General features: G+C 60.3%; 20 protein-coding genes and 1 tRNA gene. 12 read left to right on the forward strand and 9 right to left on the reverse strand.

What is annotated here, in order from left to right; translation table 11 throughout:
* The first annotated feature begins 201 nt into the window (after window positions 1–201).
* The 4 genes from DM807_RS04545 to DM807_RS04560 all read left to right on the forward strand — a co-directional run bounded on the left by DM807_RS04545 (window position 202) and on the right by DM807_RS04560 (window position 6,267).
* A complete protein-coding gene (locus tag DM807_RS04545) occupies window positions 202–2,124 on the forward strand; it encodes a PrkA family serine protein kinase (RefSeq protein WP_012270195.1) in 1,923 nt (640 codons plus the stop codon).
* 141 nt (window positions 2,125–2,265) lie between these two features.
* On the forward strand, window positions 2,266–3,540 hold the full coding sequence (locus DM807_RS04550) for a YeaH/YhbH family protein (protein ID WP_012270194.1): 1,275 nt from the start codon (window positions 2,266–2,268) through the stop codon (window positions 3,538–3,540).
* Window positions 3,537–5,105, forward strand: coding sequence for a SpoVR family protein (locus tag DM807_RS04555; RefSeq protein WP_012270193.1), 1,569 nt, complete (start codon window positions 3,537–3,539; stop codon window positions 5,103–5,105). The genes DM807_RS04550 and DM807_RS04555 overlap by 4 nt, the downstream gene beginning before the upstream one ends.
* A gap of 55 nt (window positions 5,106–5,160) precedes the next feature.
* Window positions 5,161–6,267 (forward strand): multifunctional CCA addition/repair protein, encoded by a 1,107-nt coding sequence (locus tag DM807_RS04560; protein WP_012270192.1) that lies wholly within the window; start codon window positions 5,161–5,163, stop codon window positions 6,265–6,267.
* A gap of 118 nt (window positions 6,268–6,385) precedes the next feature.
* Here the strand turns inward: DM807_RS04560 and folK are convergent, their stop codons facing one another.
* Both folK and folB read right to left on the reverse strand, forming a co-directional pair.
* Window positions 6,386–6,895: a 2-amino-4-hydroxy-6-hydroxymethyldihydropteridine diphosphokinase gene (folK, locus tag DM807_RS04565; RefSeq protein ID WP_012270191.1), complete on the reverse strand. Its 510-nt coding sequence runs from the start codon at window positions 6,893–6,895 to the stop codon at window positions 6,386–6,388.
* Window positions 6,886–7,242, reverse strand: coding sequence for a dihydroneopterin aldolase (folB, locus tag DM807_RS04570; RefSeq protein WP_004375185.1), 357 nt, complete (start codon window positions 7,240–7,242; stop codon window positions 6,886–6,888). The genes folK and folB overlap by 10 nt, the downstream gene beginning before the upstream one ends.
* A gap of 74 nt (window positions 7,243–7,316) precedes the next feature.
* On the opposite strand from folB, the gene plsY reads away from it, so the two are divergent.
* Window positions 7,317–7,886 (forward strand): glycerol-3-phosphate 1-O-acyltransferase PlsY, encoded by a 570-nt coding sequence (gene plsY / locus DM807_RS04575; RefSeq protein ID WP_012270190.1) that lies wholly within the window; start codon window positions 7,317–7,319, stop codon window positions 7,884–7,886.
* A gap of 17 nt (window positions 7,887–7,903) precedes the next feature.
* Here plsY and tsaD read toward each other — a convergent pair whose 3' ends face one another.
* Window positions 7,904–8,929, reverse strand: a complete 1,026-nt coding sequence (gene tsaD / locus DM807_RS04580; RefSeq protein ID WP_012270189.1) for a tRNA (adenosine(37)-N6)-threonylcarbamoyltransferase complex transferase subunit TsaD — start codon at window positions 8,927–8,929, stop codon at window positions 7,904–7,906.
* Window positions 8,930–9,133: 204 nt separating this feature from the next.
* Here tsaD and rpsU point away from each other — a divergent pair, with 204 nt between their 5' ends.
* From rpsU to DM807_RS04615, 7 genes are all read left to right on the forward strand, one after another.
* Window positions 9,134–9,349 (forward strand): 30S ribosomal protein S21, encoded by a 216-nt coding sequence (gene rpsU, locus DM807_RS04585; RefSeq protein WP_003255575.1) that lies wholly within the window; start codon window positions 9,134–9,136, stop codon window positions 9,347–9,349.
* A gap of 303 nt (window positions 9,350–9,652) precedes the next feature.
* Entirely contained in the window at window positions 9,653–11,635 is a 1,983-nt protein-coding gene (gene dnaG, locus DM807_RS04590; protein ID WP_012270188.1) for a DNA primase, read from the forward strand.
* Between the two features lie 67 nt (window positions 11,636–11,702).
* Complete coding sequence (rpoD, locus tag DM807_RS04595; RefSeq protein ID WP_012270187.1) at window positions 11,703–13,553, forward strand: RNA polymerase sigma factor RpoD; 1,851 nt, start codon at window positions 11,703–11,705, stop codon at window positions 13,551–13,553.
* A gap of 127 nt (window positions 13,554–13,680) precedes the next feature.
* A complete protein-coding gene (locus DM807_RS04600; RefSeq protein WP_012270186.1) occupies window positions 13,681–17,424 on the forward strand; it encodes a bifunctional diguanylate cyclase/phosphodiesterase in 3,744 nt (1,247 codons plus the stop codon).
* A gap of 16 nt (window positions 17,425–17,440) precedes the next feature.
* Window positions 17,441–17,517, forward strand: a tRNA-Ile gene (locus DM807_RS04605).
* Window positions 17,518–17,889: 372 nt separating this feature from the next.
* The gene (locus DM807_RS04610; RefSeq protein ID WP_179027088.1) at window positions 17,890–18,927 is read left to right on the forward strand and encodes a hypothetical protein; all 1,038 of its coding nucleotides are present in this window, start codon (window positions 17,890–17,892) and stop codon (window positions 18,925–18,927) included.
* 10 nt (window positions 18,928–18,937) lie between these two features.
* Complete coding sequence (locus DM807_RS04615) at window positions 18,938–19,633, forward strand: hypothetical protein (RefSeq protein WP_179027082.1); 696 nt, start codon at window positions 18,938–18,940, stop codon at window positions 19,631–19,633.
* Window positions 19,634–19,787: 154 nt separating this feature from the next.
* Here DM807_RS04615 and DM807_RS04620 read toward each other — a convergent pair whose 3' ends face one another.
* From DM807_RS04620 to DM807_RS04645, 6 genes are all read right to left on the reverse strand, one after another.
* On the reverse strand, window positions 19,788–20,387 hold the full coding sequence (locus DM807_RS04620; protein ID WP_179027089.1) for a tail assembly protein: 600 nt from the start codon (window positions 20,385–20,387) through the stop codon (window positions 19,788–19,790).
* The gene (locus DM807_RS04625; protein WP_179027090.1) at window positions 20,387–20,746 is read right to left on the reverse strand and encodes a hypothetical protein; all 360 of its coding nucleotides are present in this window, start codon (window positions 20,744–20,746) and stop codon (window positions 20,387–20,389) included. The genes DM807_RS04620 and DM807_RS04625 overlap by 1 nt, the downstream gene beginning before the upstream one ends.
* 256 nt (window positions 20,747–21,002) lie before the next feature.
* Entirely contained in the window at window positions 21,003–21,200 is a 198-nt protein-coding gene (locus DM807_RS04630; protein ID WP_033698165.1) for a hypothetical protein, read from the reverse strand.
* A 129-nt stretch (window positions 21,201–21,329) separates the two neighbouring features.
* Window positions 21,330–22,487, reverse strand: a complete 1,158-nt coding sequence (locus DM807_RS04635; protein WP_244965005.1) for a phage major capsid protein — start codon at window positions 22,485–22,487, stop codon at window positions 21,330–21,332.
* A gap of 81 nt (window positions 22,488–22,568) precedes the next feature.
* Complete coding sequence (locus DM807_RS04640; protein ID WP_081874717.1) at window positions 22,569–22,799, reverse strand: MerR family transcriptional regulator; 231 nt, start codon at window positions 22,797–22,799, stop codon at window positions 22,569–22,571.
* 3 nt (window positions 22,800–22,802) lie between these two features.
* Complete coding sequence (locus DM807_RS04645) at window positions 22,803–24,092, reverse strand: tyrosine-type recombinase/integrase (RefSeq protein WP_179027091.1); 1,290 nt, start codon at window positions 24,090–24,092, stop codon at window positions 22,803–22,805.
* Between the last annotated feature and the right edge of the window lie 24 nt (window positions 24,093–24,116).

The raw sequence follows: 24,116 nt of genomic DNA on the forward strand, positions 1-24,116 counted from the left end.
TCGCCCCTTGACCTTGCAGATAACCAACTACGCTTAAGCTCAGGCCATCCAAAAAAGGGGAGAGCCGGTACACCGGCGTGCGGGTCATCGGTAGCGTTACAGGGTGTTCTGGGGGGTATACAGCAATCGGCGAACCCGGTTGCATGCCAGCATCAGCTGACTGATCCGGCGTCGTCTCCACGTATCGAGCGAGGTGACGTCATGAGTATTTTTAGCCACTTCCAACAACGTTTCGAGTCTACGCGCCAGGAAGAACTCTCGCTGCAGGAGTACCTCGAGCTGTGCAAAGGGGATCGCAGTGCCTACGCATCGGCGGCCGAACGGCTGTTGCTGGCCATCGGTGAGCCAGAGCTGATCGACACCTCTACCAACTCCAGGCTGTCGCGAATCTTCTCCAACAAGGTTATCCGCCGCTATCCGGCCTTTGCCGACTTCCATGGCATGGAAGAGTGCATCGACCAGATCGTGTCGTACTTCCGCCACGCCGCCCAAGGCCTGGAAGAGAAGAAACAAATCCTCTATCTGCTGGGCCCGGTAGGCGGCGGCAAGTCGTCGCTGGCGGAAAAGCTCAAGCAGCTGATGGAAAAGGTGCCGTTCTATGCGATCAAGGGCTCGCCGGTATTCGAGTCACCGCTGGGACTGTTCAACGCTACCGAAGATGGGGCCATTCTCGAGGAAGAGTTCGGTATCCCACGGCGCTACCTGAATACCATCATGTCGCCTTGGGCCACCAAGCGCCTGCAGGAGTTCGGCGGCGATATCTCCAAGTTCAAGGTGGTGAAACTCTACCCGTCGATTCTCAACCAGATCGCCATTGCCAAGACCGAACCCGGCGACGAGAACAACCAGGACATCTCTGCCCTGGTCGGTAAGGTGGATATCCGCAAGCTTGAAGAATACCCACAGAACGACGCCGATGCTTACAGCTACTCGGGCGCACTGTGCCGGGCCAACCAGGGCCTGATGGAATTCGTCGAAATGTTCAAGGCGCCGATCAAGGTGCTGCACCCCTTGCTCACCGCTACCCAGGAAGGCAACTACAACAGCACCGAGGGCCTGGGGGCGATTCCCTATACCGGCATCCTGTTGGCGCACTCCAACGAATCGGAGTGGCATACCTTCCGCAACAACAAGAACAACGAAGCGTTCATCGACCGTATCTACATCGTCAAGGTGCCGTACTGCCTGCGCGTCAGCGATGAAATCAAGATCTACGACAAACTGCTGGTCAACAGCTCGCTGTCCAAGGCTCATTGCGCACCGGATACGCTCAAGATGCTGGCCCAGTTCACGGTGCTTTCACGCCTGAAAGAGCCAGAGAACTCCAACATCTACTCGAAGATGCGTGTCTACGACGGAGAAAACCTCAAGGATACCGATCCGAAGGCCAAGTCGATCCAGGAATACCGCGACTCGGCAGGCGTTGACGAGGGCATGAACGGCCTTTCCACTCGCTTCGCCTTCAAGATCCTCTCCAAGGTGTTCAACTTCGACCCACACGAAATTGCCGCCAACCCAGTGCACCTGCTGTACGTGCTGGAGCAGCAGATCGAGCAGGAACAGTTCCCGGCCGAGGTGCGCGAACGCTACCTGCGCTACCTGAAGGAATACCTGGCGCCGCGCTACATCGAGTTTATCGGCAAGGAAATCCAGACAGCCTACCTGGAGTCCTACAGCGAATACGGCCAGAACATCTTCGACCGCTACGTGCTGTATGCCGACTTCTGGATCCAGGACCAGGAATACCGCGACCCGGAAACCGGCGAGATCCTCAACCGTATCGCCCTCAACGAGGAGCTGGAGAAGATCGAGAAACCGGCCGGCATCAGCAACCCGAAAGACTTCCGCAACGAGATCGTCAACTTCGTACTGCGCGCACGCGCCAACAACAACGGCAAGAATCCAAGCTGGCTGAGCTATGAAAAGCTGCGGGTGGTGATCGAGAAGAAAATGTTCTCCAACACCGAAGACCTGCTGCCTGTCATCAGCTTCAACGCCAAGGCCAGCAAAGAGGATCAGAAGAAACACAACGACTTCGTCACCCGGATGGTGGAGCGTGGTTACACCGACAAACAGGTACGTCTGCTGTCGGAATGGTACCTGCGGGTCAGGAAATCGCAATAAAGCGGCAAGCTACAAGCCGCAAGCTTCAAGCTGCCTAGCGCCGAGCGCAAGCCCGGCGCTGTAGCTTGCAGCAGCGGTGGCTGCTCTTTCCTGCAGCCAGAAGCTTGTGGCTTGCAGCTGCTCCCAGCTACCGGAGGGACCATGAGCTACGTTATAGACCGACGCCTGAACGGCAAGAACAAGAGCACGGTCAACCGCCAACGCTTCCTGCGGCGGTACCGCGAACACATCAAGAAAGCCGTCGAAGAGGCGGTGAGCCGCCGTTCCATCATGGACATGGAACACGGCGAGCAAATCAGCATTCCCGGCCGCGACATCGACGAGCCGGTGCTGCACCATGGTCGCGGGGGCAAACAGACCATCGTGCACCCTGGCAACAAGGAATTCACCGCCGGTGAACACATCCCGCGCCCGCAAGGCGGTGGAGGTGGCGGCGGCGGTCGCGGTAAAGCGGGCAACTCCGGCGAGGGCATGGACGAATTCGTCTTCCAGATCACTCAGGAAGAGTTTCTCGAATTCATGTTCGAGGACCTCGAGCTGCCCAACCTGGTCAAGCGTCACCTGACGGGCGCCGACACCTTCAAGACCGTGCGCGCCGGTATCGCCAACGAAGGCAACCCGTCGCGTATCAACATCGTGCGCACCCTGCGTTCGGCCCACGCCCGGCGCATCGCCCTGACCGGCAGCAGCCGCGCCCTGTTGCGTGAAGCGCAAAAGGAACTGGACCGCCTGCGGGTCGAAGAGCCAGACAACTTCACCGATATCCAGGAAGTCGAACAGGAAATCGAACGCTTGAAGGCGCGCATCAACCGCCTGCCCTTCCTCGATACCTTCGACCTCAAGTACAACCTGCTGGTCAAACAACCCAACCCCAGCTCGAAGGCGGTGATGTTCTGCCTGATGGACGTATCCGGCTCGATGACCCAGGCCACCAAGGACATCGCCAAGCGCTTCTTCATCCTGCTGTACCTGTTCCTCAAGCGTAACTACGACCGCATCGAAGTGGTGTTCATTCGCCATCACACCAGTGCCCGTGAAGTCGATGAGGAAGAGTTCTTCTACTCGCGGGAAACCGGCGGCACCATCGTCTCCAGCGCCCTGAAGTTGATGCAGGAGATCATGGCCGAACGCTACCCGGCCAGCGACTGGAACATCTACGCCGCACAAGCCTCCGACGGCGACAACTGGAACGACGACTCGCCGATCTGCCGCGACATCCTCTCCAAGCAGATCATGCCGCATGTGCAGTACTACACTTACGTTGAGATCACCCCCCGTGAACACCAGGCGCTGTGGTATGAATACGAGCGCATCGGCGAAGCCTACCCCGACACGTTCGCCCAGCAGCAGCTGGTATCGGCCGGCGACATCTACCCGGTCTTCCGTGAACTCTTCCAGCGCAGGTTAGCCACATGACCGCCAGAGCACAGAGACGCCAACCCATTTCCACCGGGTCCGAGTGGACGTTCGAGCTGATCCAGACCTACGACCGGGAAATCAGCCGCCTGGCCGAGCGTTACGCCCTGGACACCTACCCCAACCAGATCGAGGTCATCACTGCCGAGCAGATGATGGACGCCTACGCCTCGGTCGGCATGCCGCTGGGCTATCACCACTGGTCCTACGGCAAGCAGTTCCTCAGTACCGAAAAGTCCTACAGTCGCGGCCAGATGGGCCTGGCCTACGAGATCGTGATCAACTCCGACCCGTGCATCGCCTACCTGATGGAAGAAAACACCATGTGCATGCAAGCACTGGTGATCGCTCACGCCTGCTATGGCCATAACAGTTTTTTCAAAGGCAATTACCTGTTCCGCACCTGGACTGACGCCAGTTCGATCATCGACTACCTGGTGTTCGCCAAGCAGTACATCGCCCAATGCGAAGAGCGCCACGGCATCGATGCGGTGGAAGACCTGATTGACTCCTGCCACGCGCTGATGAACTACGGCGTCGACCGCTACAAGCGGCCTTACCCTATTTCCGCCGAGGAGGAGCGGCGCCGGCAACAGGAGCGCGAAGAGCACCTTCAGCGCCAGATCAACGACCTGTGGCGGACAATTCCGAAAAGCGCGGAAAAGGGCAACGACCGCGATGATGGGCGCTTCCCCGCCGAACCGCAGGAAAACATCCTGTACTTCATCGAAAAGAACGCGCCGTTGCTCGAACCTTGGCAGCGTGAAGTGGTGCGCATCGTGCGCAAGATCGCCCAGTACTTCTACCCGCAGCGCCAGACCCAGGTGATGAACGAAGGCTGGGCAACCTTCTGGCATTACACCCTGATGAACGACCTGTACGACGAGGGGCTCATCACCGAAGGCTTCATGATGGAGTTTTTGCAGTCGCACACCAGCGTGGTGTTCCAGCCCGGTTTCGACAGCCCCTACTACAGCGGCATCAACCCCTATGCTTTGGGGTTCGCGATGTACACCGACATCCGCCGCATGTGCGAAAACCCGACCGAGGAAGATCGCCACTGGTTCCCCGACATTGCCGGCAGTGACTGGCTTTCTACCATCAAGTTCGCCATGAGCAGCTTCAAGGACGAGAGCTTCATCCTGCAGTACCTGTCGCCCAAGGTAATGCGCGACCTGAAGCTGTTCAGCATCCTCGATGACGACCAGCGCGACGACCTACTGGTACCTGCCATTCATGACGAAGCCGGCTACCGGGTGATTCGTGAGCAGCTGGCAGCGCAATACAACCTGGGCAACCGTGAGCCGAACGTGCAGATCTGGAGCGTCGACCGTCGCGGCGACCGCTCACTGACCCTGCGCCACCAGCAACATAACCGCAAACCACTGGGCGACTCGACCGATGAAGTGCTCAAGCACCTGCATCGCTTGTGGGGCTTCGATATTCACCTGGAGACCGTACAGGGCGAGCAAGTGATGAAAACCCACCACATGCCCCCGCGCGGCGAGCACGGCGAAAGCGCCGACTATGGCCGCATGGACCTGGCCGTTATCCACCATCTCTGATGCAACCCCATAACTGCCGACAGGTTATCCTGTCGGCAGTTATGGAGAGCTGCACATGCACATCTACAAAGTCGGCGGCGCCGTGCGCGACCGCCTGCTCGGCCGCCCGGTCAGCGATATCGACTGGCTGGTGGTTGGCGCTACCGTCGAAGAAATGCTTGCCAAGGGCTACCGGCCGGTCGGTGCCGATTTCCCGGTGTTCCTGCACCCGAAAACCGGCGAGGAGTACGCCCTGGCGCGCACCGAGCGCAAGAGTGGGCGCGGCTACGGTGGGTTTACCTTTCATGCCAGCCCCGACGTCACCCTGGAAGAAGACCTGATCCGCCGCGACCTCACCATCAATGCGATGGCTGAAGATGAAGCGGGCACGGTGTACGACCCCTACCATGGCAAGGACGATCTCGATCAACGCCTTTTGCGCCATGTTTCCCCGGCATTCGCCGAAGATCCTCTGCGCGTACTACGCGTCGCGCGCTTTGCTGCTCGTTATGCGCCTCTGGGTTTCCGGGTTGCCGACGAGACCCTGGAACTGATGCGCCAGATCAGTGCCTCAGGCGAACTGCAGGCACTGACCGCCGAGCGCAGCTGGAAGGAAATCGAGCGCGCGCTGATGGAGGCTCGCCCCCAGGTGTTCTTCCAAGTGCTGGGCGCTTGCGGCGCCCTGCACGAGCTACTGCCTGAGCTTGTCGACGATACACAGGCCCTGGCGGCGCTGGAGCAAGCCGCAGCGCACGAACAGCCGCTGCACGTGCGCTGGGCCTGCCTGTTGCGAGGGCTGGCACCGGCGCCGATCAAAACCGTCAACCAGCGCCTCAAGGCACCACGGGAATGCCAGGAACTGGCCTTACTTACCGGAGAGTGCCTGGCGCAGGGTAACCAGGCGCAGGAGCTACCAGCCACGGCACTGCTGGAGCTGTTGCAGAAATTCGATGTGTACCGGCGACCGCAGCGGTTCGAGGATTTCATTGTCGTGTGCGAGATGGCGGCGCTGGGCGATGGCAAGTCGAGTTATCCACAAGCCGATTATCTGCGTGGCGCAGCAGCAGCGGCGCGAGCGGTGGATGTGAAGCCGCTGGTGCAAGCCGGGCTGACGGGCCAGGCGCTGGGCGAAGCGCTCAAGCGTGAGCGGCTGAAGGCTGTCGAGGCTTACAAACGCAGTTGACCAGCGCGGTACCTGTGGGAGCGGGCGCGCCCGCGAAGAACCCAATGCGGTGGATGGCACCGGCTATGCCGGTGTTCGCGGGTCCGCCCGCTCCCACAATGACCGCGAAAGCCGTTAGTTAGATAGGCGTCAGCTGCAACCCGCGCCACTCGAAGGCTACCGGGGCCAGCACCTGATCGATCTGCGCCTCCTGCCATAACTGCGCCATGCCCTTGCCCGCCGCCGGATGTACCAGTTCGGGGGCCAGCAGCGACAGCGGCCACAACACAAAAGCGTTTTTCAAGATCTCGGCGCGAGGCAGCACCAGCCCGTCGAAAGTACCGTGCAAATCGTCATACATCAGCACGTCGATATCCAGTGGCAAGCCTTTGCGGTCCGGGGCATAGCGGCCGTTGTCGGCCTCGATGAACTTCAGTCGACGGTCCAGCTCGATCAACGGCAACGCGGTTTTGCCGGTCACCACGAAGTTGATGAACGGCCCGCTCTTGATCCCCACCGCCTGGCTTTCGAACGCCGGCGAGCAATGCATGTCCGTCAGGATACCGGCCAACGCATCGAGCCCGGCGCACAAATGCGCTTCACGGTCGATGTTGCTGCCGAGCCCCAGGTAAACCGTGCTCAGAGACATCCGCGCTCGATCTCCACGCCTACACCACCACGGGCCGCCGGCACCGCACCCGGTTTGGTCAGCTTCAACCGTACCCAAGGGATGTGGAATTCCTCCATCAGCGTTGCCACCAGGCGCTCGGCAAAGGTTTCCACCAGCTCGAAACGGGCCTGCTCGGCGAACGCCTGGATGCGTGCCGAGACACTGGCGTAGTCCAGCGCCAGGTTCAGGTCGTCACCGGCGGCAGCCGGGCGGTTGTCCCAGGCAAAGCTCAGGTCCAGGCGCAAGCACTGGCGAATATCCCGCTCCCAGTCATAGGCACCGATGACGGTATCGACTTCCAGGCCTTCGATGAACACTCTGTCCAAGCACTTCTCTCCACAGCACGACAAGGGCGACTGGCGCCGTTAGAATCAGGGCGTCCTCGCCCGGAATAGTTAGCATGTTTTGGTTACTGGCGTTGCTCGCCTACCTGCTCGGCTCGCTGTCCTTCGCCATTGTCCTCAGCCGCCTTTCAGGCAGCCCGGACCCGCGTTCCAGCGGCTCAGGCAATGCCGGCGCCACCAATATGCTACGCCTGGCAGGCCGTAAACTGGCGATCCTGACCCTGCTTGGCGACCTGTGCAAGGGCCTTTTGCCGGTATTGCTCGCCCGCGCTGCCGGGCTGGACCTGCATGCGCAGGCCTGGGTGGGCGTGTGCGCGGTGCTGGGCCATCTGTTCCCCCTGTACTTCCGTTTCCAGGGCGGCAAAGGCGTGGCGACAGCTGCCGGCATGCTCATGGGCCTGTATTTCCCGGCCGCACTGCTGGCTATCGGTGCCTGGCTGCTGACCTTCTACCTCACCCGCACCAGCTCGCTGGCGGCACTGATCGCCACACCACTGACGTTGCCATTGCTGGCCTGGCGCGAGCCCGAGGCCCTGCTGCCGATCACCGTGCTGACAGCGATGATCGTGTGGCGCCACCGTAAAAACCTGCGCGACCTGTTTGCAGGGCGCGAACGGCACTTCTGAACCTTCGGCGGTAAACCTTACAGTGGCGGCAACTGCTCCATCGGCCAGCGTGCCTGCACGCTGATCGCCAGGTCCTGCTGCTGCCCGGCCAACAGTCGCTGGCAACCGGCATAGGCGATCATCGCGCCATTGTCGGTACAGAACTGTGGGCGCGCGTAGTACACATTGCCCTTCATTCCGGCCAGCATCTCTTCCAGCGAGGCACGCAGCGCTTTGTTGGCACTCACGCCACCAGCGATGACCAGGCGCTTGAGGCCAGTCTGCTTGAGGGCTCGCTTGCACTTGATGGTCAAAGTTTCCACCACCGCCTGCTGGAATGCCAGGGACACGTCGCAACGGGTTTGCTCACCGTCGTCGCCAGCATTCTTGCATTGCTGCCAGGTGTTGAGGGCGAAGGTCTTGAGGCCGCTGAAGCTGAACTCAAGACCCGGACGATCGGTCATCGGCCTTGGGAAAACGAAGCGCCCAGGTACGCCCTGCTCTGCGAGGCGCGCGATTTCCGGGCCGCCTGGGTAATTGAGGCCGATCAACTTGGCGGTCTTGTCGAACGCCTCGCCGGCAGCGTCGTCCAGGCTCTCGCCCAGCAGTTCGTACTGGCCGATGCCATCGACCCGAACCAACTGCGTGTGACCACCGGAAACCAACAAAGCGACGAACGGAAACTCGGGTGGGTTTTCTTCCAGCATGGGCGCCAGCAGGTGGCCTTCCATGTGGTGCACACCTATCGCCGGGATGTCCCAGGCAAAGGCCAACGCCTGGGCGCAGGAAGCCCCGACCAGCAAGGCACCGACCAGGCCAGGGCCCGCGGTATAGGCGATGGCGTCGATCTCGGTGGCGACGCAGCCAGCCTCGTCCAGCACCTGGCGAATGAGCGGCAGCATGCGCTTGACGTGATCACGCGAGGCAAGCTCGGGCACTACGCCGCCGAACACGCGGTGCAGGTCGATCTGGCTGAACAGTGCGTCGGCCAACAAACCGCGTTCACTGTCGTATAATGCGACGCCAGTTTCGTCGCAGGATGTTTCCAATCCCAGTACTAGCATGGGTTCGTCCCTTGTGGGGGCTGAATTCGAAGCCGCGCATGATAGTCCCCGTGTCGGATGCCGACCAGCGGTTTTCGATCAGAGGCTTTGCATTCCTGCTTGCTAAGGGTTAACATCCGCAACCCTTGAAAACCGACGTTCTCCAGCACACCTTTGTTTTGCCAGGAGCACGTCTACCCCGGTAATGAATTAAGGTAGCCCTGGATGCCAGCCGTCAAAGTTAAAGAGAACGAACCCTTCGACGTAGCTCTGCGTCGTTTCAAGCGCTCCTGCGAAAAAGCCGGTGTACTGGCTGAAGTTCGTAGCCGCGAGTTTTACGAGAAGCCGACCGCCGAGCGTAAGCGTAAAGCAGCTGCTGCTGTTAAGCGTCACGCCAAGAAAGTTCAGCGCGAACAGCGCCGCGCCGTTCGTCTGTACTAATACAGGCGTTCAACGCAAAGCTTCTGCCCTGCCCGGCTAACCGCCGGGCGATGGCAGTGGTCGCTTCACACTTGAGCAGCTAGCTCAAGGCCCTGCACAAGCTTCATGCGAACTGCTCATGGGCAACCTGCCTGAAACGTCAGAGCTGGTCTTTCTTGCTGTATGACCAGACGTGCACGTCCGACTGACGGGCCCTTAGGGGCTGGCGACGAGCACACACCCCCTCGCACTTCCCCAAGCAACACTCGCCCCATTCGGCGCGTGAGCGATTAGACTTGCCAGTTGCCAGATGACGAGACTGCCATGGCCGGGCTGATTCCCCAGAGCTTCATTGACGACCTTATCAACCGCCTCGACATTGTCGACGTGGTGAGTTCGCGCGTCCAACTGAAAAAAACCGGCAAGAACTACTCCGCCTGCTGCCCGTTCCACAAGGAAAAGACCCCTTCCTTCACGGTCAGCCCCGACAAGCAGTTCTACTACTGCTTCGGCTGCGGCGCCGGTGGCAACGCCCTGGGTTTCGTCATGGACCACGACAACCTGGACTTCCCCCAGGCCGTCGAGGAGCTGGCCCGCGCCGCTGGCATGGAAGTGCCCCGCGAACAAGGCCGCCGCGACCAGAAGCCGCGCCAGCCCACCGATTCGCCGCTGTACCCGCTACTGGACGCTGCCTCGGAGTTCTACCGCCAGGCCCTGCGCAACCACCCGACCCGCAAGGCGGCGGTGGATTACCTCAAGGGCCGCGGCCTGTCCGGCGAGATTGCCCGCGATTTCGGCCTGGGTTTTGCCCCGCCCGGCTGGGACAACCTGCTCAAGCACCTGGGTGCCGACACCCTGCAGCAGAAAGTGATGATCGATGCCGGCCTGCTGATCGAGAACGCCGAAAGCGGCAAGCGCTACGACCGTTTCCGCGACCGGGTGATGTTCCCGATCCGCGACAGCCGCGGGCGCATCATCGCCTTCGGCGGCCGGGTACTCGGCGACGACAAGCCCAAGTACTTGAACTCCCCTGAAACCCCGGTGTTCCACAAGGGCCAGGAGCTGTACGGGCTGTACGAGGCACGCAAGCACAACCGCAACCTCGACGAGATCATCGTCGTCGAGGGCTACATGGACGTCATCGCCCTGGCCCAGCAAGGCCTGCGCAATGCCGTGGCCACCCTCGGCACCGCCACCAGCGAAGAGCACCTCAAGCGCCTGTTCCGCGTGGTGCCCAGCGTGTTGTTCTGCTTCGACGGCGACCAGGCCGGGCGCAAGGCCGCCTGGCGCGCACTGGAATCGGCCTTGCCGAACCTGCAGGATGGCCGCCGCGCACGTTTTCTGTTCCTGCCCGAAGGCGAGGACCCGGACAGCCTGGTACGCGCCGAAGGCACCGACGCCTTCATGGCCCGTATCAACCAGCACGCCCAGCCGCTGGCCGATTACTTCTTCGAGCAACTGAGCGTCGAAGCCGACCCACGCTCGCTGGAAGGCAAGGCACACATGGCGACCCTGGCGGCACCGTTGATCGAAAAGATCCCTGGCGCCAACCTGCGCCAGCTCATGCGCAACCGCCTGAAGGAAATCACCGGCCTCGACCCGCAGCAGGTCGAGCAACTGGCGCAACAAGCACCCACGGTTAGCAGCGTGCCGGACTACGACCCTGGCTACGACTACGACGCCATGGCCAGCTACACCCCCGATTACGGCGACATGCCGCAACACGACTTCGCCCCCGTTCATCAGGAGCAGGCCTGGAAGCCCAACAAGAGCGGCGGTAAGAAGCCATGGAGCGACAAGCCCTGGGACAAGAACCGCAAGGGTGGCAAGCCGTGGCAACAACGTGACGAAGCGCCACCCCGCGTGCCGGCGCCGGTCGAGCCACCAACCCTGGCCGCCCTGCGCACCCTTCTGCACCACCCGCTGCTGGCCGGCAGGGTAGAAGATGCCAGCCACTTCGCCGACGAAGAACACCTGTACAGCCAGCTGCTGGTGGCATTGATCGAAGCCGCACAGAAAAATCCTGGGCTAAGCTCAATGCAGTTGATCGCACGCTGGCATGGCACCGAGCAGGGTCGCCTGTTGCGGGCCCTGGCGGAAAAGGAATGGCTGATCGTGGCCGACAACCTTGAACAACAGTTTTTCGACACTATAACTAGCTTGTCCGCCCGCCAACGCGAGCGCAGCCTGGAACAACTGCTCAGGAAATCACGTCAAAGCGAATTGACCAGCGAGGAAAAAACCCAGCTCCTCGCCCTGCTGAGCCGGAATGTTCCCGCACAAACGCCGACCTCATCTGGCGCGTGAGGCCCATGCTCGGGTATAATCCTCGGCTTGTTTTTTGCCCGCCAAGACCTTCAGTGGATAGGGTGTTATGTCCGGAAAAGCGCAACAGCAGTCTCGTATCAAAGAGTTGATCACCCGCGGTCGTGAGCAGGGCTACCTGACTTACGCGGAGGTCAACGACCACCTGCCTGAGGATATTTCAGATCCGGAACAGGTGGAAGACATCATCCGCATGATCAACGACATGGGGATCAACGTATTCGAGAGTGCTCCGGATGCGGATGCCCTTCTGTTGGCGGAAGCCGACACCGACGAAGCCGCGGCCGAAGAAGCCGCTGCTGCGTTGGCGGCCGTTGAAACCGATATCGGCCGCACGACCGACCCGGTGCGCATGTACATGCGCGAAATGGGTACTGTCGAGCTGCTGACCCGTGAAGGCGAGATCGAAATCGCCAAGCGTATCGAGGAAGGCATTCGTGAAGTCATGGGCGCCATCGCCCACTTCCCGGGCACTGTCGATTACATTCTCGGCGAATATGACCGCGTCACCACCGAGGGTGGCCGCCTGTCGGACGTTCTCAGCGGCTACATCGACCCTGACGACAACATTGCTGCGCCGACCGAAGAAGTGCCGATCCCAGGCACCAAGGCCGCTGCTGCGAAGGAAGAGTCCGACGACGAAGAGGAAGAGTCCGAAAGCGGTGACGACGAGGAAGAGGCCGAGAGCGGCCCGGACCCGGTAGTCGCGGCTCAACGCTTCGGTGCGGTATCCGATCAACTTCAGGCAACCTCCAAGGTCCTGAAGAAAAACGGTCGTGGCCACAAGGAAAGCATCGAGGCCCTTCAGGCCCTGGCTGACCTGTTCATGCCGATCAAGCTTGTACCGAAGCAGTTCGAGGTACTGGTCGAGCGTGTACGTGACGCCCTGAACCGTCTGCGCCAGCAAGAACGCGCCATCATGCAGCTGTGCGTCCGTGACGCCCGCATGCCGCGTGCCGACTTCCTGCGCATGTTCCCGAGCAACGAAACCGACCAGACCTGGAGCGGTGACCTGGCCAAGCGCAACACCAAGTGGGCTGCTGCCCTGGGTGAAAAGGACGCAGCCATCGTCGCTTGCCAGCAGAAACTGATCGACCTTGAGACCGAAACCGGCTTGACCGTTGCCGAGATCAAGGAAATCAACCGTCGCATGTCGATCGGTGAAGCCAAGGCCCGCCGCGCCAAGAAAGAAATGGTCGAGGCGAACCTGCGTCTGGTGATCTCCATCGCCAAGAAGTACACCAACCGTGGCCTGCAGTTCCTCGACCTGATCCAGGAAGGCAACATCGGCTTGATGAAAGCGGTGGACAAGTTCGAATACCGCCGCGGCTACAAGTTCTCGACCTATGCCACCTGGTGGATCCGTCAGGCGATCACCCGCTCGATCGCCGACCAGGCACGCACCATCCGTATTCCGGTGCACATGATCGAGACGATCAACAAGCTCAACCGTATTTCCCGCCAGATGCTGCAGGAAATGGGTCGCGAACCGACCCCGGAAGAGCTGGGCGAGCGCATGGAAATGCCTGAGGACAAGATCCGCAAGGTACTGAAGATCGCCAAAGAGCCGATCTCCATGGAAACCCCGATCGGTGACGACGAAGATTCGCACCTGGGCGACTTCATCGAGGACTCGACCATGCAGTCCCCGATTGACGTGGCCACGGTCGAAAGCCTCAAGGAAGCCACCCGCGACGTGCTCTCGGGCCTGACCGCACGCGAAGCCAAGGTGCTGCGCATGCGTTTCGGTATCGACATGAACACCGACCACACCCTCGAAGAGGTGGGCAAGCAGTTTGACGTAACCCGTGAGCGGATTCGTCAGATCGAAGCGAAGGCGTTGCGCAAACTGCGCCACCCGACTCGCAGCGAGCACCTGCGCTCCTTCCTCGACGAGTGATGACAAAACCCCGGCCCAGGCCGGGGTTTTTCTTTAGCGGCCCGTAACATAAAGCCCGCCTTCCACAGCACACCTGCCGCAATGCCCGTCTACACTCGACTTCAGACCACCTGAATGCGAGGCTGCCATGCCCTTGAAGCCGGCCATTCTGTTGCTGCTCCTGATTTTATGGAACACAACGGCCGGCGCCCTGACCCTGACAGATGAGGAGAAAGCCTGGCTGGCTGCTCACCCGCAGTTGAGCCTGGGCGTAGACGCCTCTTGGCCACCGTTCGAGTTTCGCGACCAGGAGGGCCGGTACCAGGGATTGGCCGCCGATTACATCGCCACGATCCAGCAGCGCCTGGGCGTGACACTCAAACCGGTCGAACCCAGCAGCTGGACCGAGGTACTGGCACAGGCACGGGAAAGCCGCATCGACCTGCTGCCCGGCATCATGTCCACCCCCGAACGCCAGGGCTATCTGGCCTTCACCCGCCCGTACCTCGACTTCCCCATTGTCATCCTGGCCCACAAAGGCGGCGCACAACCACGCAAGCTGGATGACCTGTACGGCCTGAAAATCGCCGTGGTCGAGAACTACGCCCCGCACGAGCTGCTGCGCACCCACCACCCCGACCTCAACCTGGTGGCGCTGCCCAATGTCAGCTCCACGCTGCAGGCCCTGGCCACCGACCAGGTGGACGCCGTGGTCGGCGACCTGGCTTCCAGCATCTGGAGCCTGCGCCAGCTCAAACTCGACGGCCTGTACGTCAGCGGCGAAACACCCTACCGCTACCAGCTGGCGATGGCCGTCCCCCGCGACAAGGCCGTGCTGGTCGGTATTCTCGACAAAGTGATGGCCGACATGAGCAGCAGCGAAATCAGCCAGATCCAGCAGCGCTGGGTGGGCAATGTAGTCGACCAGCGGATGTTCTGGTCTGACCTGCTGGTATATGGCTTGCCAACGGTGCTGTTGCTGATGGCCGTGCTGGCCGTGGTCATCCGCATCAACCGCCGCCTCAGCTCGGAAATTTCCAGGCGCATCGCCCTGGAGCAAGAGCTGCGCAGCAGCGAATACCACTACCGAGGCCTTGTAGAGAGCCTGTCAGCCATCGCCTGGGAAGCCGATGCCAACGACTTCACCTACAGCTACGTTTCACCGCATGCCGAAGACCTGCTCGGCTACCCCTTGAGTGACTGGCTCCGGCCCGGCTTCTGGCGCAGCATCCTGCACCCAGAGGACGCCCTCTGGGCCCAGGCGTACTGCGACAGCGAAACCGCAGCCGGACGCGACCACAGCCTGGACTACCGAGTGATCCGCGCCGACGGCCAGCCCCTTTGGGTACGCAACATCGTCAGCATGATCGAACACGGCCACCAACCGGTGATGCGCGGCCTGATGATCGACATCAGCGAAACCAAGCACACCGAGGACGCCCTGCGCCTGTCCGAGCAGAAGTTCGCCTCGGTGTTCCAGCAATGCCCAGACATCCTGCTGATCGCCCGCCACAGCGATGGCTGCCTTCTGGAGGTGAACGAAGCCTTCGAAGAGCAGATCGGCCTGACCCAAAGCCAGGTGATTGGCCGTACCGCCACCGACCTGAACCTGTGGGGCGTCGAAGGCAGCGGCCTACGAGTGCTCGAACACCTGCACCAGGGCGGCATCCGTAACCTGGAAATGAGTTTCCGCCGCAGCAATGGCCAGCTGTTCACCGGCCTGACCTCGGCCGAAACCTTCGAACTCGACGGCACCCCCGCGCTGGTAGTGGCGGTGCGCGACATCAGCCAGCTCAAGGAAACCCAGCAACAGTTGCAAACCTCGGAAGAGAAATTCGCCAAAGCCTTCCACGCCTCCCCCGACGGCCTGCTGCTGTCGCGCCAGAGCGACGGTCTGCTGCTGGAGGTGAACGAGGGCTTCTGCCGCCTGACCGGCTATGACCTCAACCCGACCATCGACCAGACCTCGCTGGACCTGGGCATCTGGGTAGACCTCAACGAGCGCAAGCGCCTGGTCGAGCAGCTCAACCGCGACGGCTTCGTGCGTGATTTCACCTGCCACATCCGCCGCAGCGACGGGCAGATCCGCCTTTGCGAGCTGTCCGCCCGGCCCCTGCCGATTACCGGCGTCGACTGCATGCTGACCATCGCCCGCGACATCACCGAGCGCCACCTGATGCAGGAAAAACTGCAGTTGGCCGCCACCGTGTTCGAAAACACTGCCGAAGGCGTACTGATCACCGACATTGACCAGCACATCAGTGCTGTCAACCGCGCCTTCAGCGAAATCACCGGCTACAGCGAAATCGAAGCCCTCGGCCAGACCCCGCGTCTGCTCGCGTCCGGCCAGCACGACAGCGCCTTCTATGCGGCCATGTGGCACCAGCTGACCGACGAAGGGCACTGGCAGGGCGAGATCTACAACAAGCGCAAGAACGGCGAGCTTTACCCAAGCTGGCTGACCATCAGCGCCGTGCGCAACAGTGAACGCGAGATCACCCACTTCGTGGCGGTTTTCGCAGACATCTCCAGCATCAAGCACGCCCAGGCCAAACTCGACTATCAGGCCCACCATGACCCGCTGACCGGCTTGCCCAACCGCGCCCTGTTCGAGAACCGCCTGCAGGCTGTACTCACCTGCGCGCAAGTCTCCAACCGCCAGGGCGCGGTACTGTTCCTCGACCTCGACCGTTTCAAGCACATCAACGACAGCCTCGGCCACCCGGTCGGCGACCTGCTGCTTAAAGGCATCGCCCAGCGCCTGAAGGAGCAGGTGCGCGACGTCGACACCGTGGCCCGACTGGGCGGCGACGAGTTCATCATCCTGCTACCTGGCCTGCACAAGCCCAGCGACGCCAGTACCATCGCCAACAAGCTGCTGGCCTGTTTCGCCGCGCCGTTCCAGGCCGGTGAACACGAGTTCTTCACCAGCGCCAGCATCGGCATCAGCCTGTATCCACAGGACGGCACCGACGTTGCCACACTGATCCGCAACGCCGACGCCGCCATGTACCGCTCCAAGGCCAAAGGCCGCAACCGCGTCGAAGCCTACACCCGCGACCTCACCGCCCAGGCCAGCGAGCGCATCGCCTTGGAGCATGAACTGCGCCGCGCCGTCGAACGCAACGAAATGAGCCTGTGCTTCCAGCCCAAGCTCAGCCTCAAGACCCAGAAGCTGGTGGGCGCCGAGGCGCTGATCCGCTGGAGCCACCCAACCTTTGGGGAGGTGCCACCGGAGCACTTCATCCACCTGGCGGAAGAGAATGGCACCATTCTCCAACTCGGTGACTGGGTTCTGGAGCAAGCCTGCCGACAGATGCAGGCCTGGAAACAGCACTACCAACCCTTCGGCCCGCTGTCGATCAACCTTGCCGGCGCCCAGCTGCGCCACCCGCACCTGGCCCGACGCATCGAACAGTTGCTCAAGCACTACCAGCTAAAGGCCGGTGACCTACAGCTGGAAATTACCGAGAACTTCATCATGAGCCAGGCAGAAGAGGCCCTGGCCGTGCTGTACCAGTTGAAGAAACTGGGCGTGCAACTGGCTATCGATGACTTCGGCACCGGCTACTCCTCGCTGAGCTACCTCAAGCGCCTGCCGCTGGATATTCTCAAGATCGACAAGTCGTTCATCCGCGGCCTGCCCGACGACCCACACGATGCCGCCATCGCCCGCGCGATCATTGCCCTTGGCCGCAGCATGCAGCTGACGATCATTGCCGAAGGCGTGGAAAACCAGGCCCAGCAGCGTTTTCTGGCAGCGGAAGGGTGTGAGCAGATCCAGGGCTACATCGTCAGCCTGCCGCTGCCACCAGACGAGTTCGCGGCCGCGTTCCTTCGCATAGCACTATCAGATCTTTCAGATGGCACAGGTGCGAAACCCTCGTTATAATCCGGCCACTTACTGAGGGCCTATAGCTCAGTCGGTTAGAGCAGAGGACTCATAATCCTTTGGTCCACGGTTCGAGTCCGTGTGGGCCCACCAGAAAAATCAAAGGCTTGCAGCGATCTGCAGGCCTTTTTTTATTTCCGGTTATTCGATTTTCCCCGTTTGTTCCCCGTTTTCGTGCGTTCTGCTTGGCGCCCTAGCCCCCGAAGGCCAGAATTTGCCCACCTCTCGGACTCACGATCATCAACGGCCCGCGGGCTCTCTTCTCCCCCCGCGTTCCCCGCTTGCTAGAACACAGTGTGTGGAACGACCTAAATCTTCCATCGAGACAAGTCATTGGCATCTATGCTTCTCTCAAGGCATAGCCGTCGGCAGCTCCAAGCTGGCACGCCACAGTAGCCGTTCTAGAGCCCCGGAAGGCGAACCTCAATAGCGGGCTGCAATCGATGGCTCAAAGGAGGAGCATTCATGGATAGCACTCTGCTTCTAGCCGAGACTCGAATCGGTTTCAGAAACTGTTGCAAGCCAGGCTGGCTGCGCGCACTATCAGCGAATTTTTTGGCATTAATCGAAAGGATGCATCGTATGCTGGAGCTGAATCAGCGCTGGATTCATTTTTATGGTGTAACTTTGAAGTCTGCGCCCGATGACGCGCCGCCATTTGATTTAGAAAACACGTTAAGGGTACTCAAACAAAATTTTGGGGACGGCAAGCTAGCAAAGCTGATTAACAAGAATACTGCTTGCGTGCGAATCTCAGACTTATTGTTCACCCCCCAAAAAAGGCGAGTTAGCTTTTTATTTCAATATTCCGACTCGAAAATGTCGGACCCTGCCTTCAGCCACCTAGAGTCTGGTGAGCTCAGGTCCGAGCCTAAGTTAGATGGTGAAGGGATTGCAGTGTCTGCACACGCGATACTATACCTCGACCCTATCAAGCCTAACGGCCTAGAATATTTAATGCTTTTAGAAGATGCCCCTGGCATCGGCAAGGCAAAACTGACCCCGTTCTTCAACTCCCTGCTTAAAGAATTTTTATCCAAGGAGTTTGAGAACGAAGACGGCAACTTCATCAATAGCTATCCTGTAATTGGCTTTGACAACGTTGCTGATCAGTCACTTTCTGATGACCTTGAAAAGGGCGAGCTTCGCTTTATCGAACTATACAAAAACGTGACGATTAACGAGTTTGACGAAGACCCCTATCTAGATAAAGTCACGACGACCGTTAAAATCAAAGCAGCCGCAAAGTCTAATGGCCAAGGAGCTGTGGACTTTATCAACCGAGCCAAAGATATCGGTCGAGAGAAAGGTTTCCCAGATATGCGTGTAGTTTTTAAGAAGCAACAAGGGAACCAGCGCTCAGTGCGCTTCTCGACCTTAAGAGAGGATGCTGGTGATGCAGTCTTCGGTCGAATGGAGATGGTAGAGACTGACTATGATCTGCCGCAATGTACGGCTAAAATTGATAAGAAGTTTTTGGCTAAAATGCGAGCATTAAAGTGAGCATGCCACGATGAAAAATAGTCTCCGCCGACTTTTGACCCCGCTATCTTATCTGCGGATAACAAGGCAAGACAAACACACAGATGAGCTGATAATCCCTGGGGTTATCACGACTGCATCCGTCCTTATTCTTGCCTGTCTCGCTGGAAAGGTACCAGTATTTGCAGAGAAGGGTGTAATTAGCGCAATCGTTAACTACTTACAGATAGTATCCGGATTCTACATAGCATCACTTGCGGCCGTTGCAACCTTCAATAAAGACTCAATGGACAAGACAATGCCGGGAATTCCGGTGACACTTCCTAATAGACGCAGGAGGAAGGGACGGCCCGAGCCGTTGTCTCGACGACGTTTTTTGTGCTTTCTATTTGGTTATCTGTCATTCGCTTCGCTTGTTCTTTACTTTGGGGGGAGTGCATTAGTTTTGCTGGCTCCGCACATTAAAGAAATGATTCCCGCTCAGGCCTTACCGTTTCTGAAATGGCCGGTGATTACTTTATATTTATTTGTCACAAGCAATGTCATGATCACTACCTTGCTCGGACTATATTATATGACCGATAGGATTCATCGGAAGGAGGCGACTTTTGTTACTCCTATGGTGGCGCCGCCCAATGACGATGACGATAGCCCTGAGGACGACGATGAGGATGAGGATGAGGATGAGGAGGCCAAGCCAGATGTGCCCCCTCATCGAAAGCATTGAAGCCAAAATTTTGAGCCACACGCCGGGGGGTTGAGATCAGCTGGTATCCCTCGCGGTATTGGTACCTCACGTGGTGGAAAGGCAGGTGCCCTCAGATCTGAGGACACACCTAGATACCTCGAATTAGACGTACTTAAAGTGACCTCGACTCACTTTAAGCCTTGTCCTGGGCCACGATCGAAGCCGAGATGATCGCTCCGCCCCAGCGACGATGGCCGATGCAGATCGGCACAGGAAGGCCGCTGGCTGTGGTGTTTTTGGCGCTGCCAAAGGCGTAGCTAGCCAGGTTGTCTGGCGATCCACTGTGGCTTAGCCCAGTGGCCTGTGGGCTGAGCATCTGCAGCACTCCACCGGCCACGTTGGCAATGCCGGCGCCCATCAGGCCGGCAGCAAGGCCGCCTGTGGCGAACGAAGCAGCGACGATCAGCGCTGCGCCAAGCACAGTCTGCAACAGACCGCCGCGCTTGCTGCCGCGAATGACGGGGACAAACCACAGCTCCCGTGCGCCGCCTCGATCCAAGTCACCCTCACCAATATTTTTGCCATTCTTGAAGACGGCGAAGCGTAGACCGCGACCCTCAGCTTCAGCCAGGTCACGCGCGAAGCCTGGATAGTTGGCATCCAGCGCTTTGGCGGCCTCCTTCGTATCACCGCGTTCCAGCAGGAAGTGGTGGTGTTTATCGTATTTCTTGCCCAAGAAGCCGCCCAAGCGGATTTTGGTCTTTGGTGCATAGTCCATTGCGGTCGCAGCCATCACACGGCCTCCTGTGGCATAGCTAGGTGCACGCCCAGGCGACGAGCGAGCATCTCGCGGCACTGCAACGCCTCAAGGCGGATGGCGGCCTCTCGGGCAGAGCAAGGGTTCCAGTTGGGCGCATAGCTCGACATGGAAGCGCGAGCGCCGCGCATGGTGCCACGCAACAAGTCAGCGGATATCCGTGCCTCCTCTTCGGTGAAAAACACGCCATCGAGCTTCGCCCTTTGGCCGGCCTGGACCTGATCGACTTCCCACAGCAAATAACAGGGACCACCTTTGTCCAGCGCGAAGGTAGTCACATCGCAGGCTCGGGCGAAACGCTCTTGAAAGGTGGGTGGAGCTGGTTGAATGGTCATCAGCGGTAGCCTCCAGGTGTTAACACGTCGGTGTTAAAGCGTTAACTTTTCGGTGTTAAAGGTGTTAACCCTGTTAACGTCCGCCAGAGGGCGCTATTGGCTTCTATCGCACGATTTCCGTGGCTTCCAGCCCCATGCACGTTCGGCATGGTGTTAACGTCGGATTAACATTTTTTGTTAAAGGGGGAAAAAATCTGTGCGTGGGGTCGGAGGCGGTCTAGGTCAGCGGACCTTCCAGACTTTCGACCCGCCCCCCTCAGTAGGTCGGCGCGATGTACGGCGGCGCCGACCGGATCTGCTCCAGCGCTTCTGCTGCGCTCAGGCCGCTGGCCAACAGTCGATCGATCTCTTTGCTCAACCGCTCACGCTCCTCCATCTGGCGCAACAGGGCGCGGCTGTGGGCGATCTGGTTGAGGGCTCGTTGAACTGGCTTGGGTAGATGGGTATGGCTCATGGTCTTCTCCGGTGTGAATGAAAAGGCCCGCGAGTGCGGGCCAGTGCCGGATCACCCCACAAAGGAAAGAAGGGCTCCGACTGCTGCGGTTAGGAGGTCGTGGCACTCACAGCTAACCCACGCTCGTTGTTACGGTGTCGGCGTGCCGGCCAGCGTGACGAGTCGAGTAGCTGTGGGTGCGAACACGGCCAGGCCAGCGCGCAGCTCTGCCAGGATGGTCACCATGTTGCGGCGGAAGTTGTCACCGTCGTGGCGGCTGGCTTCCACGGTCACTTCCTGACGGTCCAGCAATGCGGCCACGCTGGTATCGAGGATCAGTGCCTCGCCTTGCGGCATACCGTTAGTGACGACTACCGGTGTGCCCCACAGGCTGGGTGGCGCTGGATCGCGGGGCGTGCCAATCACGTACTGGCCGTCGCCATCCTCGGCGCGCTCGCTCTCGATGGCGAACCAGTCGCGCGGGTTCATCACGATGACGTTCGGATTCCAACCGTCGGCCTTGAGGTCAGTGAGGGCAGCGCCAATGCGGTCAGCCGGCTTGCCGGTGGTGATGCCGGCAGCGATGGCCTGCTTCTTGAACCCGAGGATTTCACCTGCGCCGCCGTCACCGTTGATGAGTTCGGCTTCCAGCTTCTGCCGCACGCCCACGCTCATCAGCGTGTTGATCTGTCCTTCAAGCTGGTCATTGTCCTGCAGCACCTGGAGGCTCGCCGGAATCCAGGTGGCGATGGTGGCGATTTCCGCCCGCTCCATTTTGGTAGGCATCGACCCTTCGGCCTTCTCCTCGCCTTCTTCTTTCTGGTAGGCCGCGCCGTTGATGTAGCCGTCGAGGCGAACGAACTCGTAGGTGGCGCTGGTAACCGGCACGACCGGCAGCACATCCAGCAAGCTCAGCCGTGGCTGTGGAATGCCCCGGATCCCGCCGCCATCACGCTGCGGGGTGGTGGGGTAGCTGGTCGAGCCGGTAACGCCTTTGTTGGGGTTGGTGATGGCTGCGCGGACGCCCACTTTGCAATTGATCTGGCCGGTGGACTTCATACCGTTGCGGAAGCCGGCGATGCCATCAGCGGCCACGACCTGGGCAGTCACAACATTGGAGTCGGTGGAGTCATCGTTGGCGCCTCGGCGGGCGCTGACATTCACCATCTTCTGCTCGATTTCTTGAAGGCGGGCGCCGAACTCGGTTTGTTTCTCTGCAGAGGAAGATTTGAAGTCAGCGATCTGCGTGCCGATGTTCTGCAGCGTTTGATTCAGCTGGGTCATGTCCTGCTGATAGGGATCTGGCATAGGGTTCTCCGGGGTGTGTAAACGATGCCGTCTACCCTATGCGCGCACGCACACCCCGGTCAGCGGTTAACTTCGACGTCCTCAGTCGGTATCCGTCGCAAAGCGCACTATGTCGGCTATTTTGTAGAACCTACGATTGCCACGGCGCACGAATGGCAGCGGTGAGCGACCCTCTGCAGCCAGGCGGCGCAGGTAGCTGGGGGCATATCCCAGCAGGTCTGCCGTGGCTGGCTCGGGCACCAAGCCTCCAATCAATGGCGTGATGCCGGCCTGGGCCAACCGCTCGGTAACGTCCTGTTCAACGTCCACCATGATTTACATGCTCCTCTGTGATGCATCCTGATTATCGCTAGAGGCCTTGTGGTCTGTGGCCTGTGGCGAATCTTGTGAAAGTGCGTATCTCGGGTATGTCTCGCCTGTGAGTGCGCTCAATCCGAGCCCGTCTAAATGGTCGTGCCAGCGTTCCAGTGCTTGGCGCTTGAGGGCTTCGGCGGTGGTATGAATGTAGGTCGCGTCCATGTTCCGCAGGGCGTGGTTCACCAGCATCTCGCCCACCAGGTAGTCCACGCCCAGGTCCATCCAGCAGGTGCGGGCCACCTTGCGCACGTCGTGACTGGTCCACTGGCGGTCGCTTAGTTCGGCAAACACCTGGCTCGCCGCCGTGGCGCCCAGTGGCCCGCGCCGGCTGGCCGGGAACAGGTAGGCACCTTGGTAGCCCTGGGTGTTCTGCTGGGCCTGATAGCGGCTCAGCAGTGCGCAGGCTTGGCGGGTCAGCGGCAACGTGTGGTTCTGCTTGGTCTTCGTGTCGTCGGCGGGGATGAACCACTGGCCGGCCTGCAGATCGACGTTGCGCCACAGCGCGCTGCGCGTCTCGCCCAGGCGGGTGCCGTGGCAAAGCATCATCAGCGCCAGCAGGGCGTCACCGGGCCGCGCCTCGCTCCAGCCTGCCAGCTTGGCCAGCAGATCGGGCAAGTCTCGCTCCCGCAGCCGTGACGACTTCGGCTTGATCCGCACCGCGACGAAATCCCCGAAGCGCAGTGAGCCCATGGGGTTCTGCTCGATCATTCCGAGCCGGTGCGCCTTGCGCATGGCCACCGCCAGCACGTTGAACACCAGGCGTACAAACGACAGTGCATAGCGCTCCTGCAGTGGCCACATGAGCCGCTGATCGAGCGTGGCCTTGCTCACCTCGGCCAGCGGCAGGTCATCCAGCCGTGGCGTCAGGTGGCAGGTGATAGCCGACTTCGCGCCGGCCTTGCGCTTGGCCGACAAATTGCGGTCGCGCAGCATGCGATCCAGGTACCAGTCCAGCAGCTCACCGGTACGGCTCCAGGTGCTGGTCAGCGAGGTGGCCTCGGCGTCTGCGGCTCGGCGCCCCAGGATGGCCGGCAGCGCGGTCAGCATGGCCTTGGTGGTCAGGCTGGGGAAGTCGCCGGCCTTGCCCCACTTGCCCCTGACAACGACGTGCCAGGCGCCCCGGGTGCGGTCGACGGTGGAATAGCGGAATCGCAGCTCGGGGTAACGCGGGTCACGCAACTGGCGCACCGGCTGGCTCGCCTGCTTGCGGATCTCCGCGTCGGTGAATGTGACGTGCTTAGTAGTCATGCTTCGTTCTCGAATTGAGGCCGG

Source organism: Pseudomonas hunanensis (genome assembly GCF_013393325.1).
Lineage (GTDB): Bacteria > Pseudomonadota > Gammaproteobacteria > Pseudomonadales > Pseudomonadaceae > Aquipseudomonas > Aquipseudomonas putida_P.